This is a genomic window from Nocardioides marinisabuli (genome assembly GCF_013466785.1).
GTDB lineage: Bacteria > Actinomycetota > Actinomycetes > Propionibacteriales > Nocardioidaceae > Nocardioides > Nocardioides marinisabuli.
The window spans coordinates 1,416,227-1,432,358 of the sequence record NZ_CP059163.1 but is presented as its reverse complement, the minus strand read 5'-3'; the positions used below and the strand labels follow the sequence as shown (position 1 = coordinate 1,432,358).

15 protein-coding genes and 1 pseudogene are annotated in these 16,132 nt (G+C 73.0%); 14 read left to right on the top strand and 2 right to left on the bottom strand.

The window, feature by feature from the left end:
- Positions 1 to 17: 17 nt before the first annotated feature.
- The 6 genes from H0S66_RS06945 (at position 18) to H0S66_RS06920 (ending at position 6,778) form a co-directional block, all read left to right on the top strand.
- Entirely contained in the window at positions 18 to 1,490 is a 1,473-nt protein-coding gene (locus H0S66_RS06945) for a flavin-containing monooxygenase (protein WP_179614740.1), read from the top strand.
- Positions 1,491 to 1,573: 83 nt separating this feature from the next.
- Complete coding sequence (locus H0S66_RS06940; RefSeq protein WP_179614739.1) at positions 1,574 to 1,768, top strand: CsbD family protein; 195 nt, start codon at positions 1,574 to 1,576, stop codon at positions 1,766 to 1,768.
- 233 nt (positions 1,769 to 2,001) lie between these two features.
- On the top strand, positions 2,002 to 3,474 hold the full coding sequence (locus H0S66_RS06935) for a DEAD/DEAH box helicase (RefSeq protein ID WP_179614738.1): 1,473 nt from the start codon (positions 2,002 to 2,004) through the stop codon (positions 3,472 to 3,474).
- Positions 3,475 to 3,490: 16 nt separating this feature from the next.
- Positions 3,491 to 4,198 carry a CPBP family intramembrane glutamic endopeptidase gene (locus tag H0S66_RS06930; RefSeq protein WP_179614737.1) on the top strand — a complete coding sequence of 236 codons (708 nt, stop codon included), beginning with the start codon at positions 3,491 to 3,493 and terminating at the stop codon, positions 4,196 to 4,198.
- A 139-nt stretch (positions 4,199 to 4,337) separates the two neighbouring features.
- Positions 4,338 to 5,756 (top strand): cytochrome ubiquinol oxidase subunit I, encoded by a 1,419-nt coding sequence (locus H0S66_RS06925; protein WP_258017135.1) that lies wholly within the window; start codon positions 4,338 to 4,340, stop codon positions 5,754 to 5,756.
- The gene (locus tag H0S66_RS06920) at positions 5,753 to 6,778 is read left to right on the top strand and encodes a cytochrome d ubiquinol oxidase subunit II (protein ID WP_179614736.1); all 1,026 of its coding nucleotides are present in this window, start codon (positions 5,753 to 5,755) and stop codon (positions 6,776 to 6,778) included. The genes H0S66_RS06925 and H0S66_RS06920 overlap by 4 nt, the downstream gene beginning before the upstream one ends.
- 37 nt (positions 6,779 to 6,815) lie before the next feature.
- On the opposite strand, the gene H0S66_RS06915 is transcribed toward H0S66_RS06920, so the two are convergent.
- Together H0S66_RS06915 and H0S66_RS06910 are read right to left on the bottom strand one after the other, a co-directional pair.
- Positions 6,816 to 7,706: an NAD(P)H-binding protein gene (locus H0S66_RS06915; protein ID WP_179614735.1), complete on the bottom strand. Its 891-nt coding sequence runs from the start codon at positions 7,704 to 7,706 to the stop codon at positions 6,816 to 6,818.
- Positions 7,707 to 7,742: 36 nt separating this feature from the next.
- Positions 7,743 to 8,498, bottom strand: coding sequence for a MerR family transcriptional regulator (locus H0S66_RS06910; protein WP_179614734.1), 756 nt, complete (start codon positions 8,496 to 8,498; stop codon positions 7,743 to 7,745).
- Positions 8,499 to 8,629: 131 nt separating this feature from the next.
- Here H0S66_RS06910 and H0S66_RS06905 point away from each other — a divergent pair, with 131 nt between their 5' ends.
- The 8 genes and pseudogenes from H0S66_RS06905 to H0S66_RS06875 all read left to right on the top strand — a co-directional run bounded on the left by H0S66_RS06905 (position 8,630) and on the right by H0S66_RS06875 (position 16,125).
- Positions 8,630 to 9,841: an acetyl-CoA C-acetyltransferase gene (locus tag H0S66_RS06905; RefSeq protein WP_179614733.1), complete on the top strand. Its 1,212-nt coding sequence runs from the start codon at positions 8,630 to 8,632 to the stop codon at positions 9,839 to 9,841.
- A gap of 63 nt (positions 9,842 to 9,904) precedes the next feature.
- The gene (locus H0S66_RS06900; protein WP_179614732.1) at positions 9,905 to 12,112 is read left to right on the top strand and encodes a 3-hydroxyacyl-CoA dehydrogenase NAD-binding domain-containing protein; all 2,208 of its coding nucleotides are present in this window, start codon (positions 9,905 to 9,907) and stop codon (positions 12,110 to 12,112) included.
- A gap of 96 nt (positions 12,113 to 12,208) precedes the next feature.
- Positions 12,209 to 12,460: pseudogene (locus H0S66_RS20975) on the top strand (ATP-binding cassette domain-containing protein); the annotation flags it as partial.
- On the top strand, positions 12,454 to 12,918 hold the full coding sequence (locus H0S66_RS20810; RefSeq protein WP_338037248.1) for an ATP-binding cassette domain-containing protein: 465 nt from the start codon (positions 12,454 to 12,456) through the stop codon (positions 12,916 to 12,918). The pseudogene H0S66_RS20975 and the gene H0S66_RS20810, both read left to right, overlap by 7 nt.
- Complete coding sequence (locus H0S66_RS06890) at positions 12,893 to 13,483, top strand: hypothetical protein (RefSeq protein WP_180923846.1); 591 nt, start codon at positions 12,893 to 12,895, stop codon at positions 13,481 to 13,483. Before H0S66_RS20810 ends, H0S66_RS06890 begins: the two co-directional genes overlap by 26 nt.
- On the top strand, positions 13,456 to 14,406 hold the full coding sequence (locus H0S66_RS06885) for a hypothetical protein (protein WP_180923844.1): 951 nt from the start codon (positions 13,456 to 13,458) through the stop codon (positions 14,404 to 14,406). The genes H0S66_RS06890 and H0S66_RS06885 overlap by 28 nt, the downstream gene beginning before the upstream one ends.
- A 98-nt stretch (positions 14,407 to 14,504) precedes the next feature.
- Positions 14,505 to 15,017: a thioesterase family protein gene (locus H0S66_RS06880; protein WP_179614729.1), complete on the top strand. Its 513-nt coding sequence runs from the start codon at positions 14,505 to 14,507 to the stop codon at positions 15,015 to 15,017.
- Positions 15,018 to 15,030: 13 nt separating this feature from the next.
- Complete coding sequence (locus H0S66_RS06875) at positions 15,031 to 16,125, top strand: phosphotransferase family protein (protein ID WP_179614728.1); 1,095 nt, start codon at positions 15,031 to 15,033, stop codon at positions 16,123 to 16,125.
- Positions 16,126 to 16,132 lie beyond the last annotated feature (7 nt).

Sequence of the window (16,132 nt, the reverse complement as noted above, 5' to 3'; positions counted from 1 at the left end):
GACTACCGTGCTCCTCCATGAGCACTCCCGAGCCCACCCCTGCCCCCGAGACCCAGGTCGAGCACGTCGACGTCCTCGTCGTCGGGGCCGGCCTGTCCGGCATCGGTGCGGCCGCGCAGGTCCTCTCCCGCGTCCCCGGCACCAGCGTCGCGGTGCTCGAGGGCCGCAGCGCCAGCGGCGGCACCTGGGACCTGTTCCGCTACCCCGGCATCCGCTCCGACTCCGACATGTTCACCTTCGGCTACCACTGGCGCCCCTGGCCCAGCGACACCGCGCTGGCCGACGGCGGGCTGATCCTCGACTACCTGCGCACCGTGGCGCAGGAGTACGACGTCGAGCCGCGCATCCGCTACGACCACTGGGTCAGCGCGGCCTCGTGGAGCAGCGACGAGCGCCGCTGGACGGTCACCTACGAGCACGACGGGCGCGAGCAGCAGATCACCTGCTCGCTGCTGTGGGGCGCCTCGGGCTACTACGACTACGACGAGGGCCACGCGCCCGAGTTCCCCGGCGTCGAGGCCTTCGGCGGCGAGGTCGTGCACCCGCAGTTCTGGCCCGAGGACATGGACTACTCGGGCAAGAAGGTCGTGGTCATCGGCTCCGGCGCCACCGCCATCACCCTGGTGCCCGCGATGGCCGGCACCGCCGAGCACGTCACGATGCTGCAGCGCTCGCCGTCGTACGTGCTGACCCGCCCGGGCACCGACCCGGTGGCCCAGAAGCTGTCGCGGCTGCCGGCCGCGGTCAAGCAGCCCGTCGTGCGGTGGAAGAACATCCTCGAGGCCGTCGTGTCCTACCAGCTCTTCCAGCGCAAGCCCGAGTGGGGCAAGAAGCTGATCCGCGACCAGACGGTCAAGCAGCTGCCCGACGGCTTCGACGTCGACACGCACTTCCGCCCGGCGTACAACCCGTGGGACCAGCGGCTGTGCTTCGTGCCCGACGGCGACCTGTTCCGGTCGATCCGCAAGGGCCAGGCGTCGGTGGTCACCGACACCATCGAGACCTTCACCGAGACCGGCATCCGCCTCTCCTCGGGCGCCGAGCTCGAGGCCGACGTGGTGGTCACCGCGACGGGGCTCAAGCTCAAGGCCTTCGGCGGCATCCGCTTCACCGTCGACGGCGCCGAGGTCAAGATGCACGAGACCATGGCCTACAAGTCGCTGATGCTCTCGGGCATCCCGAACTTCGTCTACACGATCGGGTACACCAACGCCTCCTGGACCCTCAAGGCCGACCTGGTCGCCGACTTCGCGGTGCGGGTGCTCGAGGAGATGCGCGAGCACGGGCACTCCATGTTCGTCGTCGACCGCGACCCCACCGTCGCCGAGCGGCCCTTCATGGACTTCCAGTCGGGGTACGTCGTGCGCGCCCTCGACCAGCTGCCCCGCCAGGGCGACCGCGCGCCGTGGATGCTCAAGCAGAACTACCTCACCGACCTGCGCACCATCCGCCACGACAAGATCGACGACGGAGTGCTGCAGTTCCGGTGACCGCCGCATCCGCGGGGGTGAGCAGGCGGCCCCCGGCGCCTGGTTCATTGGTGGCACGTCCACTGCTACCAGGAGGTAACACCATGGGTATCGCTGACAAGGCGTCGAACAAGGCCGAGGACCTCAAGGGCCAGGGCAAGGAGGGCGTCGGCAAGGCGACCAACGACCACGAGCTCGAGGGCGAGGGCAAGGGCGACCAGGCCTCGGCCTCGGTCAAGGACGGCGTCGAGAAGCTCAAGGACGCCGGCAAGGACATCAAGGACGGCTTCACCAAGTAGCCGGCGGCCCGGTCGCCGCGTCCGCGCCGCCGCGCAGCGGTAGTGGCGCGGAACACGGCGCGACGAGTAGGTCGTCCCGGGCTGCTCCCCTATGCTGGGGAGCAGCCCGTCCAGTCTTGCCTCGGGCCCCCCGCGCGCCTCGGCGCCGCGTCCCTCTCCTGAGAGAGGCTGCTGTGAGTCTCATCGAGCGCAGCACGTTCTGGCGAGACACGCCAACAGTGAGTAGTGCCAACGTGTCTTCACCCTCCTTCGCCGATCTCGGCGTCCCCACCGACCTGACCCGCGTGCTCGACGCCGCGGGGATCACCAGCCCCACCCCGATCCAGGCAGCCACGCTGCCCGACTCCCTGGCCGGACGCGACGTCCTGGGCCGGGGCCGTACCGGCTCGGGCAAGACCTACGCCTTCCTGCTGCCGCTCGTGGCCCGCCTGGCCGCCTCCGGCCGCACCGCCCGCGCCGGCCGCCCGCGCTCGCTCGTGCTGGCCCCGACCCGTGAGCTGGTCGCGCAGATCCAGGAGTCCCTGGCCCCGCTGGCCAAGGTGCACGGCTTCACCATGCAGACCGTCTTCGGCGGTGTGGGCCAGGGCCCGCAGGTCGCCGGTCTCAAGCGGGGCGCCGACATCGTGCTGGCCTGCCCCGGTCGCCTCGAGGACCTCATCAAGCAGGGCCACTGCCGCCTCGACGACATCGAGGTCACGATCCTGGACGAGGCCGACCACATGGCCGACCTCGGCTTCCTGCCCGCCGTGCGCCGCCTGCTCGACGCCACGCCGCGCGAGGGCCAGCGCCTGCTCTTCTCGGCCACCCTCGACAACGCGATCGACGTGCTGGTCAAGCGCTACCTGAGCCAGCCGGTGACCCACCAGGCCGACTCGGCGCAGTCGCCGGTCGTCAAGATGGACCACCACGTGCTGCGCCTGCCGCGCGAGCACCGGGTGCCGGTGCTGGTCGACCTGACCAGCGCCCCCGGCCGCACGGTCGTCTTCACCCGCACCAAGCACGGCGCCAAGGCGCTGGCTCGCCAGCTCAACAAGAGCGGTGTGCCGTCGGTCGAGCTGCACGGCAACCTGAGCCAGAATGCGCGTACCCGCAACATGGACGCCTTCCACTCGGGCAAGGCCACCACCCTGGTCGCCACCGACATCGCCGCGCGCGGCATCCACGTCGACGACGTCTCGCTCGTCGTGCACGCCGACCCGCCGGCCGAGCACAAGGCCTACCTGCACCGCTCGGGTCGCACCGCCCGCGCCGGTGCCGCCGGCACCGTCATCACCCTGATGACCCCCGAGCAGGAGCGCGACGTGCGCGACCTGACCCGGGCCGCCGGCATCAAGCCGACCATCACCCGCGTCGACGCCCTCGGCCACCCGGTCCTCTCCCAGCTCGCCCCCGGCGAGCGGGTGCTGGTGCCGGGCGGCATCGTCGTCGAGGCCCCGCGCCCGGCCACCGGCTCCACCGGTGGCGGCGGCTCGACCGGCGGGGGTGGCGGCCGCAACCGCAACCGTCGTCGCTCGGGCGGCGGCCAGGGCGGTGGCCAGGGTGGCGGCCGTGGCCCGCAGGGCGGCGGCCAGCGCCAGGGCGGCAAGCCCGGCTCCAAGCCCGCCGCCAAGCAGGGTGCCAAGCCCGGCGCCCGTCGCGGCGGCCAGGGCCGACCCTCCGGGGCCGGCTCGCACAACGCAGCCAGCTTCAGCGCAGGGGTGCGCTGAACCACCTGACGAGAGGATGAGCCCGGTGCGCGAGTTCGTACGCCGCAGCCTGTGGGAGATGGTGCCGCGCGACCAGCGCCAGACCCCTGCAGCGCTGCGCCGCCGCCAGCTCGTGACCATCGGGTTCGTCCTCGTCGGGGCGGTCGTCCTCGGCTTCACGCTGCGCACCGACCCGGGCAGCCAGGCCTTCTACCTGCTGACCCTGGTGCTCGCGGCGGTGTGGACCGTCGGCGCCTTCGCCTCCGGCCCGCTGCACCTGGGCCGGATCGCGCGCGGCGAGGGGCTGCGGCGACCGGTGCTCTCGCCGATCCTGCTCGGTGCCATCCTCGTCGGCGTCTTCGTCGTGGGGGCGCTGGTGATCCGCGAGATCCCGTTCGCCGACCCGCTGGTGAGCCAGATCCGCTCGGTGCTGCGCTACACCCAGGAGACGCCGATCGCGCTCCTGGTGGTCGTCACCGCGCTCAACGGCATCGCCGAGGAGCTGTTCTTCCGCGGCGCGGCGTACGCCGCCGTCACGCGCCACCCGGTCAGCGTGACCTCGGTGGCCTACACGGTGGCGACCCTGGCCACCGGCAACGTGATGCTCGGCTTCGCCGCGGTGCTGCTGGGGGTCGTGGTCGGCCTGCAGCGCCGCGCCTCGGGCGGCATCCTGGCGCCGATCCTGACGCACCTGACCTGGTCGCTGTCGATGCTCTTCCTGCTGCCGCTGATCTTCCTGTCCTGACCCCGGCCGACCCTGCCGAGCGGTCACTTGTGAACCACCGAGCAGTCACCTCTGCACCGGTGGGCGCCGACCCCCAGGACTTCGTGAATCGCTTCACAAAGTCTGGGTGCGGCGGTCGCTTCGTCGTACGGTCGGTGACGTGGACCTCCTCACCGGACTGACCACCCTCGCGGCCGACGTCCCCGACCCGGCTGGTCTCCTGCCCGCGCGCCAGCAGATGGCCCTCTCGTTGGGCTGGCACATCGTGCTGGCCTGCTTCGGCGTCGCGTTCCCCACCATGATCCTGGTGATGCACTGGCGCGGGGTCTACCGCGACGACCCGCTCGCGCTCGTGCTCGCCCGGCGCTGGGCCAAGGTCTCAGCGGTGCTCTTCGCGATCGGTGCGGTCTCCGGCACCGTCCTGAGCTTCGAGATGGGCCTGCTGTGGCCCGGGCTGATGGGCCGCTTCGGAGACGTGCTGGGGCTGCCGTTCGCCTTCGAGGGGGTCGCCTTCTTCCTCGAGGCGATCTTCCTGGGCATCTACCTTTACGGCTGGGGACGGATCCCCCCGCGCCGGCACCTGCTGATGCTGGTGCCGATGGCCCTGACCGGCATCGCCGGCACCTTCAGCGTGCTGGCGGTGAACGGGTGGATGAACAACCCGACCGGCTTCCGCATCGTCGACGGCGAGGTCACCGACGTCGACCCGTGGGCCGCGATGTTCAACAGCGGCGTGCTGTGGCAGTTCCTGCACATGTGGGTGGCTGCGTTCATGGTCGCCGGCTTCTCGGTCGCCGCGGTGTACGCCGCTGGCATGCTGCGGGGCCGGCGCGACCGGCACCACCGGCTCGGTTTCACGGTGCCCTTCGCCTTCGCCTCGGTGGCGGCGCTCCTGCAGCCGGCCATCGGGCACCTGCTCGGCTCGCGCCTGGCCGACACGCAGCCCGCCAAGCTGGCCGCCTTCGAGCTCGCCACGGAGACCGAGAGCCCCTCGCCGTTGCGGCTCGGCGGGTTGCTGGTCGACGGGGAGGCACGCTGGTCGATCGACATCCCCTACCTGGGCTCCCTGATCGCGCGGAACTCGCTGACGGCCCCGGTCCAGGGTCTCGACACCATCCCGCTCGACGAGCAGCCCCCGGTCAACATCACGCACCTGGCCTTCCAGTCGATGGTCGGCATCGGCACCGCGCTGGCGCTGCTCGCGCTGGTGTACTGGGTCGCGCGTTGGCGCGGGCACGACCTCCTGCGCTCGGAGACGCGTGGCGGCACCTGGCTCCTGCGGGCCGCGGTGGCGGCCGGGCCGTTGGCCGTGGTGGCGCTCGAGGCCGGGTGGATCGCCACCGAGGTGGGCCGCCAGCCGTGGGTGGTCTACGGGGTGATGCGCACGACCGAGGCCGCGGGCAACGCCTCCACCGCGCTGTGGTGGGTGCTGGGCGCCTCCGCGGTCCTGTACGCCGCGATGACGATCGGCGCGGTGCTGGTGCTGCGCTCGATGGCCCGCCGCTGGCGCGAGGGCGACGAGAGCCTGCCGAGCCCCTACGGTCCCGAGCTGGAGCCTGCGGAGGAGCTGCGCCGATGAGCCTCGAGATCGCGGTCGCCGCGGCCCTGTTCACCGGGGTGGTCGCCTACTCCGTGCTGGGCGGGGCCGACTTCGGCTCCGGCTTCTACGACCTCACGGCGGGCGGGACCCGGCGAGGCGCCGAGCTGCGCCGCCAGGTCGACCACAGCATCGGCCCGGTCTGGGAGGCCAACCACGTCTGGCTGATCTTCGTGCTCGTCGTGTGGTGGACCGGCTTCCCCTCGACCTTCGCCGCGGTGGCGACCACGTTGGCGGTCCCGTTGGTCCTGGCCCTGGTCGGCATCGTGCTGCGCGGCTCGGCGTTCGCCTTCCGCAAGTACGCCGCCACGGTGGCCCAGGCCCGGTTCTTCGGCGTGGTCTTCGCCGTCTCGTCCGTGGTCACGCCGTTCTTCCTCGGCACCGTCGCCGGGGCGATCGCCTCGGGTCGGGTGCCGACGGCCGGCGAGGGCGACCCGTGGGCGTCCTGGACGGGCACGACGTCACTGGTCGGCGGGGTCGTGGCGGTCGGCACCTGCGCCTTCCTCGCCGGGGTCTTCCTGGTCACCGACGCGGCCCGGGCCGGGAAGGCCGGGCTCACGGCTGCGCTGCGCCGGCGGGTGCTTGTCGTGGGCCTGCTCACCGGAGCGGTGGTGCTGGCGGCCCTGGTGCCGCTCCACGACGACGCCCCCATGCTGTGGGCCGGGCTCACGGGGCGTGCGCTGCCCCTGGTGCTGCTCTCGTTCGTCGCCGGCCTCACCACCGTGGTCCTCGTCGCCGTACGCCGCTTCGGCCCCGCCCGGTGGAGCGCCGTGCTGGCCGTGGCGTCGGTGGTCAGCGGCTGGGGTGTGGCGCAGTACCCCTGGTTGCTGGTCGACGAGGTCACCCTCGTGCAGGCCGCAGGAGCACCCGCGACCCTGCAGGGGCTGCTGGTCGTGGTCGGTCTCGCGGCGGTGCTGGTGCTGCCCGCGCTGGGCTACCTGCTGTGGCTGACCCAGACCGAGGCCTGGAGCGGAGCGCCGGGAGCGCGCGAGGTGCAGAAGTGACCTCTCGAGGGTTCACAAGTGACCGCTCGGCGTGCCGTCAGCGCTCGCCCTCCTCCAGGGCGCGGCGCACGGCCTCGGCGTAGGTGAGCGGCTCGCCGGGCACCAGGTCGCGGATCGCGTAGTCGGTCTGCAGCACCTCGGTGCCCATCGAGTCGATGAGGTTGCCGGCGGTGGTGGCGTTGACGCCGGTGATCAGCTTGATCCACCACGAGGAGAGCAGCGGGGTGCCGACGGGCAGCTGGAGCACCGGCACCCGGCGCCCGAGCATCACCTCGCCCGCCTCCTGCATCATCCCGACGTAGGAGAGCTGGTCGGCCCCGCCGATCTCGAGCACCCGGCCGTAGGCCTCCTCGAGGCCGGTGACGCCGACGATGTAGCGGATCACGTCGTGCAGCGCGATCGGCTGGGTGCGGGTGGCCGCCCACTTGGGCACCACCATGGCCGGCAGGTTCTTGACGAGCTTGCGGGTCATCTCCCACGAGATGCCGCCGGCGCCCACCACGATGGCGGCGCGCAGCACCGTGACCGGCACGTCGGAGCCGGCCAGCAGGGACTCGACCTCGCGGCGCGAGCGCAGGTGCGGGGAGAGCTGCGTGCCCTCCTTGCCCAGCCCGCCGAGGTAGACGATCTGGCGCACCCCGTTCGCGGCGGCGGCCAGGGCGAAGGCCTTCGCGGCCTCGGCGTCCTTGCGCTCGAAGTCGTTGTCGTCGAGGGAGTGCACCAGGTAGATCGCCACGTCGACGCCGGCGAGGGGCTCTGCCAGCGAGCCCGGGTCGTCGACGTCGCCGAAGACGGCCTCGCCCTCGCCCTGGTAGGTGTCGGGGTGCCGCGTCATCGCCTTGACCTCGTGGCCGGCCTCGAGGAGGGCGGGGACGAGGCGACGACCGACGAAGCCGGTGGCGCCGGTGACCAGGACGGTGAGGCTCATGGCCCCCACCCTAGGGATTGCGCCCCGCCCCCGGGGTCACCCAGCGGTGGGTCCGGGCCCCGCCCGCTCGGCCCGGGCCCGGATCTGCTCGCGGCGGGTCTGGTCCATCGCGGCCTCGTACGCCGCCACCAGGCTCGAGATGGACAGCGGCTTGATCCGCTCGACCACCTCGCGCACGGTCTCGGCCGAGGCGCCCGCCTCCTTGTAGGCCGGCCACACCACGGTGCGGAACAGCTCGTTGAGCTCCTCGGCGACCTGGCGCCCGTGCCGGGCGTACACCTCGGCCGCGGCGGTCGCGGCGGCGGTGGGGAAGCCGAGGTCGAGGAGCCCGAGGCCCACGGTCAGCTGGGTGGGCGTCACCTCGAGCCGTTCGTCGTCGCGGCGGCGCACGATGCCCAGCGCGGCCAGCAGCGCCACGTCGTCGTCGGCCAGGCTGCGCCCGGCGCGGGTCTCGAGGTCGTCGTGGCTCATCACCTCGGCGGCCTCGGCCTGCCAGGGCGCGAGCATGGTGCGGTGCAGGGCGATCTGCTCGGGCGTCGCGTCGGCGGGCACCGCGGCGAGGTAGCGCTCGATCGCCGAGAGCGTGAACCCGTGGCCCTGCAGCTCGCGCACGAGCTCGAGCCGCGCCACGTGGTCGTCGCTGTAGTAGCCCGAGCGGCCGTGGCGGATCGGGGGCGGCAGCAGCCCCTTGGTGGTGTAGAAGCGCACGTTGCGCACGCTCATCCCGACCCGGGCGGTGAGGTTCTCGAGCGTGAGCAGGTCACCGGTCCCGGACTCCGACGTGGTGCCCATCACACTCCCTCCGACCGAATGGTCGACAACGTTCCTTGACGACACTGACAGTAATAGTGTCACAATCGAGTCAGCACACGCGCCCACGCCTCCCGGCGGGTGCGGCGCACCTTCGAGAACCGAGGACGGTCATGGCAGAAGCATTCGTGTACGACCACATCCGCACGCCGCGCGGCAAGGGCAAGGCGGCGGGCTCGCTGCACGAGGTGAAGGCGATCGACCTCGCCGTCGGGCTGCTCGACGAGCTGCGGACCCGCAACCCCGGGCTCGACCCGCACCGCGTCGACGACGTCGTGCTGGGTGTCGTGACCCCGATGGGCGAGCAGGGCGGCGACATCGCCAAGACCGCGGCGCTGGCCGCCGGCTACCCCGAGACCGTCGCCGGCGTGCAGCTCAACCGCTTCTGCGCCTCCGGCCTCGAGGCCGTCAACCAGGCCGCCGCCCGCATCCGCGGCGGCATGGAGGACCTCATCGTCGCCGGCGGCGTCGAGTCGATGTCCAACGTGCCGATGGGCTCCGACGGCGGCGCCTGGGCGATGGACCCGGCCACCGCGCTCACCACCGGCTTCGTGCCCCAGGGCATCGGCGCCGACCTGATCGCCACCATCGAGGGCTGGAACCGCGACGACGTCGACGCCTACGCCGCCGAGTCCCACCACCGCGCCGCGAAGGCCTGGGCCAACGGCTACTTCGCCGACGCCGTGATCCCCGTGCGCGACATCAACGGGCTGACGATCCTCGACCACGACGAGACGATCCGCCCCGACACCAGCCCCGAGGGCCTGGCCGGCCTCAAGCCCTCCTTCGCCCAGACCGGGCGCGACGCCGGCTTCGACGACGTGGCGCTGGAGAAGTACCACTGGATCGAGAAGATCGACCACGTCCACCACGCCGGCAACTCCTCGGGCATCGTCGACGGCGCCGCCCTGGTGGCGATCGGCAGCGAGCAGGTCGGCACCGACCTCGGCCTGACCCCGCGGGCGCGCATCGTGTCGATGGCCGTCTCGGGCGCCGACCCCACGATCATGCTGACCGGCCCCGCCCCGGCCGCCCGCAAGGCCCTGGCCAAGGCCGGCCTCGAGGTCGACGACATCGACCTGTTCGAGATCAACGAGGCCTTCGCCGCGGTGGCGATGCGCTTCATGCGCGACATGGGCATCAGCCACGAGATCACCAACGTCAACGGCGGCGCGATCGCGATGGGCCACCCCCTCGGCGCCACCGGCGCGATGATCCTCGGCACCCTCATCGACGAGCTGGCCCGCCGCGACCAGAAGCGCGGCCTGGCCACGCTCTGCGTCGGCGGCGGGATGGGCATCGCGACGATCGTCGAGCTGGTCTGACGGCGACCCGCAGCGCCGTACCCAGAAGACTTCCCTGAGACCGAACAGGACACGAACACAGACATGAGCAGCACCGAGACCCAGACGGCAGTCCGCTACGACAAGGACGCCGACGGCATCGTCACCCTGACCCTCGACGACCCGAACCAGTCCGCGAACACCATGAACGACCTCTACCGCTCGTCCATGGACGCAGCGATCGACCGCCTGTACGACGAGCTGGCCGCCGACGGGTCGTCGGTCACCGGCGTCGTGGTGGCCAGCGCCAAGAAGACCTTCTTCGCCGGCGGCGACCTCAAGGGCATGGTCAAGACCGGCCCCGAGGACGCCGCAGCCGTCTTCGAGATGGCCGAGGGCATGAAGGCCGCCCTGCGCCGCCTCGAGAAGCTGCCCCGCCCGGTCGTGGCGGCCATCAACGGCGCCGCGCTCGGCGGCGGCCTCGAGATCACCCTGGCCTGCAACCACCGCATCGTCGTCGACGACCCCAAGGTCGCGCTGGGCCTGCCCGAGGTCACCCTCGGCCTGCTGCCCGGCGGCGGCGGCGTGACCCGCACCGTGCGGATGCTGGGCCTGCAGGACGCGCTGATGGGCGTGCTGCTCGAGGGCAAGCAGTTCAAGCCGGCCCAGGCCAAGGAGGCCGGCCTGGTCGACGAGCTGGTCGCCACCCGCGAGGAGCTGGTGCCGGCGGCGAAGGCCTGGATCAAGGCCAACCCTGACGCGCACGCCAACCCCTGGGACGCCCCGGGCTACAAGATGCCCGGCGGCACGCCCCGCTCGCCCGGCCTCGCGGCGTTCCTGCCCGCCTTCCCGGCGCTGCTGCGCAAGCAGACCAAGGGTGCCGTCTACCCGGCCACCCGCGCGATCCTCTCGGCCGCGGTCGAGGGCGCCAGCCGCGACTTCGACACCGCCTCGCGCATCGAGTCGCGCTACCTGACCAACTTGATCGTCAACCAGGGCTCGAAGAACATGATCCAGGCGTTCTTCTTCGACCTGCAGGCGATCGGCGCCGGCAAGCTGCGCCCGCAGGGCGTCGAGCGCTTCCAGGCCACCAAGGTCGGCGTCCTGGGCGCCGGCATGATGGGCGCCGGCATCGCCTACTCCTGCGCCCGCGCCGGCATGCAGGTCGTGCTCAAGGACGTCTCGGCCGAGAACGCCGCCAAGGGCAAGGCCTACTCCGAGAAGCTCAACGCCAAGGCCGTCGAGCGCGGCAAGCTCACCCAGGAGAAGTCCGACGAGCTCCTCGGGCGCATCCACGCCACCGCCGACCCGGCCGACCTGGCCGGCTGCGACCTGGTGATCGAGGCCGTCTTCGAGGACCCCGCGCTGAAGGCCAAGGTCTTCGCCGAGGTGGCCCCGCACGTCAACCCCGACGCGCTGCTGTGCTCCAACACCTCGACGCTGCCGATCTCCGAGCTCGCCGAGGGCGTCGACCGCCCCGCCGACTTCATCGGCCTGCATTTCTTCAGCCCTGTCGACAAGATGCCGCTGGTCGAGATCATCAAGGGCGAGCAGACCTCCGACGAGGCGCTGGCCAAGGCGTACGACGTCGTGCAGCAGATCCGCAAGACCCCGATCGTGGTCAACGACTCGCGCGGCTTCTACACCTCGCGCGTCATCGGCTTCATGGTCAACGAGGGCATGGCGATGCTGGCCGAGGGCGTGGCGCCCTGGACCATCGAGCGGGCCACCACCCAGGCCGGCTACCCCGCCCCGGTGCTGCAGCTCTCCGACGAGCTCAACCTCGAGCTGATGGGCAAGATCGCCAAGGCCACCCGCGAGGCGAACGAGCGCGACGGCAAGCAGGTCGCGGAGCACCCCGGCACCGCCGTGGTCGACCGGATGCTCGAGGCCGGCCGCGCGGGCCGCCTGCGCGGCGCGGGCTTCTACGACTACGACGAGCAGGGCAAGCGCCAGTCCATCTGGGCCGGTCTCTCCGACCTGTTCCCGGTGGCCGAGGAGCAGCCCCCGATCGCCGACTGCCGCGACCGGATGCTCTTCGCCGAGGCGCTCGAGACCGCCAAGTGCTTCGAGGAGGGCGTCATCACCTCCGCCGCGGCCGCCAACATCGGCTCGATCATGGGCATCGGCTTCCCGCCGATGACCGGTGGCGCCGCGCAGTTCATGCAGGGCTACACCCACGTCGACGGCGAGGTGGGCCTCGCGGCCTTCGTGCGCCGCGCCGACGAGCTCGCCGAGGTGTACGGCGACCGGTTCCGGCCCACGGACCGCCTGCGCGAGATGGCCGAGAAGGGCGAGTCCTTCCCCGCCTGACCCGCCGACCCGGCCCAGATGTCGCGCCGACCCGGCCCGTCCTGACCGCGCACGCGGCAGGATGGGCCGGGTCGGTGTCGTCGGGAGGAGTCACGCGTGGAGCAGCCCCTGGTCGAGGTGCGCGACCTGCACGTGCGCTTCGGCGAGGACGAGGCGGTCGCGGGCGTCGACCTGGTCGCCGCGGCCGGCCGGGCGACCGGGCTGCTGGGCCGCAACGGCGCCGGCAAGTCGACCACGATGCGGGTGCTGGCCGGGGTGGTGCCACCCAGCGCCGGCCGCGTGCTGGTCGCCGGCCACGACGTACGACGCCAGCCCCTGGCCGCCAAGCGGGCGGTGGGCTACTGCCCCGACGTGGGCGGGCTGGTGCCGCGGGCGACCCCCTGGGAGCACCTGCAGCTGGCGGCGCGCTGCGGGACCTGCCGCGCGGCTGGGAGCCCCGGGCCCGCGACCTGCTCGAGCGCTTCGAGCTCGGCGACGTCGCCCACCGGGTCACCGCCGGCTTCTCCCACGGCATGGGCCGGCGGCTCTCGGTGGTGCTGGCGGCGCTGCACGAGCCGCCGGTGCTGCTGCTCGACGAGCCCTTCGACGGGGTCGACCCGGTCGGCGTCGAGGCCACCCTCGAGGTGGTCGCCGACGCCCGCGCCCGCGGCGCGGCGGTGCTGGTCTCCACCCACCTGCGCGAGCTGGCGATCGAGGCCTGCTCGACGGTGCTGGTGCTGCGCGGCGGCGCCCGGGTCGCCGAGCTCAGCGCGGCGCAGATGAGCGGCGAGGAGGGGGCGCGTGCCTACCGCGCGCTGCTGGACTGAGGCACGCCGCGCGGTCGCCGACACCCGCGCGCTGCTGGCCTTCCGGGCCGCCTCCTCGACGCGGCGGCTGCGCTGGGCGCTGGGCGGCTTCGTGCTGGTGAGCCTCGCGGCGGCGGTGCTGCCGGCGACGGCGCCGGGCGCCGGCGACTCCGAGCGTGCCTTCGACGTGCTCCTGCTGCTGCCCACGACCCTGGTCGCGCTGCTGCTGGTCGCCGTCGTCTCGGCGGTCGCCTCGGGCGGCGGGCGCGAGCTGGTGGCCCGCGAGGCCGCGGCGGTCCACCCGATCAGCCCCACCACCGACCACCTCGGCGCGCTGGTGCTGGCACCGCTCAACATCGCGTGGCTCCTGCAGGCCTGGGGCCTGCTCGCCGTGACGGCGTACGCCGTCGGGCCGGAGCGGCTGCTGCCCGCCCAGGTCGGCATGGTGCTGTGGGTGGCCCTGGCCACCGCGGCGGCCCAGGTGGTGGCGTGGTGCGTCGAGGGGGTGCGCCGGCTGCCCCGCGGGGTGGCCGCGGTCCGCGCGGCGACGCGCTCGTGGTGGCCGTCGCGCTGGGCCTGCAGGTGACCGGGCGGCTCGTCGACGTGCTCGACCGGGTGCCCACGGTGCGCCTGGTCGTGGTGCTGGTCGGCGGCGCCGACCCGGGCTGGGCGCTGGCCGTGGCCGTGCTCGCGCTGCTGGTGGTGGCCACGGTCGCCCTGGGCGCGGTCCCGGCCCACCTCGCCGCGCGCCGCCCGCCCCGCGACGAGCTGCGCCTGGAGTCGCAGGTGCACCCCGCCCGGCGCCGGCCGCGCAGCGTCCTGGGGGTGCTGGTGCGCACCGACCGGGCCTCGGTGTGGCGCGCGGTGCCGATGCGCCGCGGGCTGGGGGTGCTGGCGGTCGGGCCGGGACTGGTCGCGCTGCTCGGCGCGCTCGACTGGGCCCAGCTGCTGGTGCTGCCCGGGCTGGTGGCCTCGGGCGGCGCGCTGCTCTTCGGGGTCAACGCCTGGTGCCTCGACGGCCGCGGCTCGCTGTGGCGCGAGAGCCTGCCGGTCGACCCGGCCCGGGTGTTCTGGGCCCGGGTGCTGGTGCTGGCCGAGTTCCTGCTCGCCGCCTCGGTCGCGACCGTGGTGCTGGGCGGGCTGCGCTCCGGGGTGCCCTCGCCCGCCGAGGCGGCCGCGCTCCTGGGCGCGCTGGTGGTGGTGACCCTGCAGGTGGTGGGGGCGGCGATGCGCTGGTCGCTGCAGCACCCGTACGCCGTCGACCTGCGCTCGGCGCGCGCGACGCCGGCCCCGCCGGTGCGGATGGTGGGCTACTCGGCCCGGCTGGCCCTCACCACCACCCTGACCGGCCTGGTCTTCTCGGCGCTGGTGCGCCTCGACGACCCCGCGCTGGTCCTGCTGCTGGCCGTGCCGCCGGCCTGCTGGTCGGGCCTGCGGCTGGTGCGGGCCTCGCGGCGCTGGGTTGACCCGGTCGGGCGGGCGCGGGTCACGGTGGCCGTCAGCGCGTGACGTTCTGCGCCGGGTGGGCGAGAGATCTGCGCCGGGTGGGCGTGAGATATGGGCCGGGTCGGCGGGGACGGGGGAGGGGATCAGTAAGGTCTGGGCCTGTGAGCACTCCAGACACCAAGAACGCGCACCCGACCTACGCCGAGCTCGTCGCCCTGCCCGCCTGGGCCGAGCAGCCGGTCCCGGTCGCCTTCGAGGACGCCAACGGCCACCTCAACGTGCGCCACTACACCGGCATCGCCAGCGAGGGCCTCGACTACTCGCTGGTCGAGCTCGGCATCCCGCAGATGTGGCCCGCCGAGGGGCACGCCATCTTCTCCGCCGAGCACCACCTGACCTACCTGGCCGAGCTGCGCACCGGCGACCAGATGTCGGCGCGCGTGCGCCTGCTCGGTCGCTCCGAGCGCGCCGCCCACGCGCTGGTCTACCTGCTCGACGACACCCACGAGCGGGTCAGCTACGTGATGGAGGAGATCTTCCTCCACATCGACATGGAGACCCGCAGGACCGCGCCGTGGCCCGAGGACGTCGCCGCCAACCTCGACCGCCGCATCGCCGAGCACGCCGAGCTGCCCTTCGCCGCCGACGTCTCCGGCTCCATGGCCCTGCGCTGAGCCTGAGCCAGCGATGAGCCAGGACCAGCAGGAGAACCCCGCCGGCCGGGTCCGCGACGAGGACGCCTTCGACGTCGACGCGCTCGCGGCGTGGCTCGCGCCGCGCACCGGGATCGCCGAGGTCTCCGAGGTCCGCCAGTTCCGCGGCGGCGCCTCCAACCTGACCTACCTGGTGCGCCAGCCGCGCCCCGACGGGTCGACGTACGACCTGGTGCTGCGGCGCCCGCCGAGCGGTCGCAAGGCCGCCGGTGCCCACGACATGGGTCGTGAGCACGACATCCAAGCGGCGCTGGCGCCGGTCTTCGACCACGTCGCGCGGATGGTGGGCCACGAGGGCGACGAGTCGGTCCTGGGCTCGGAGTTCTACGTGATGGAGCAGGTGCCAGGCACGATCCTGCGCCAGGACCTGCCCGCGTCGTGGGGCAAGGTCGACCCCGCCTCGGTCGGGCTGCTCTGCGAGCGCGCCCTCGACGTGCTGGTCGAGCTGCACTCCGTCGACGTGGCGCAGGTGCCCGCGCTGGCCGCCTTGGGGCGCGGCGAGGGGTACGTCGAGCGGCAGGTGCGCGGCTGGACCTCGCGCCTGGAGGGCTCACGCACCGACGACACCGGCGACTGGTCCGACGTGCTGGGCTGGGTCGCCGAGCACCAGCCGGCCGACGTGGCGCAGGTGCTGATCCACAACGACTACCGCTTCGACAACCTGGTCCTCGACGGCGGGCCCGACGACCCGCGGGTCGTCGCGGTCCTCGACTGGGAGCTGGCCACCGTCGGCGACCCGTTGATGGACCTCGGCTCGACGCTGGCCTACTGGGTGCAGGCCGACGACGACGAGATGTTCCAGCTCTTCCGCCGCCAGCCCACCAACGCGCAGGGGATGTGGACCCGCGAGGAGCTCGTGCAGCGCTACTGCGAGCGCACCGGGCGCACCCCCTCGGCCGACGACCTCGCCTTCTACGAGGTCTTCGGGCTGTTCCGGCTCGCGGTGATCGCCCAGCAGATCTGGTACCGCTACGTGCACGGCCAGACCACCAACGAGGCCTACGCCCCGCTGGGCCAGGTCGTGGCCTACCTCGAGCAGCGCTGCCGGCGCCTGCTGGCCGGGCGCTGAGGAGCAG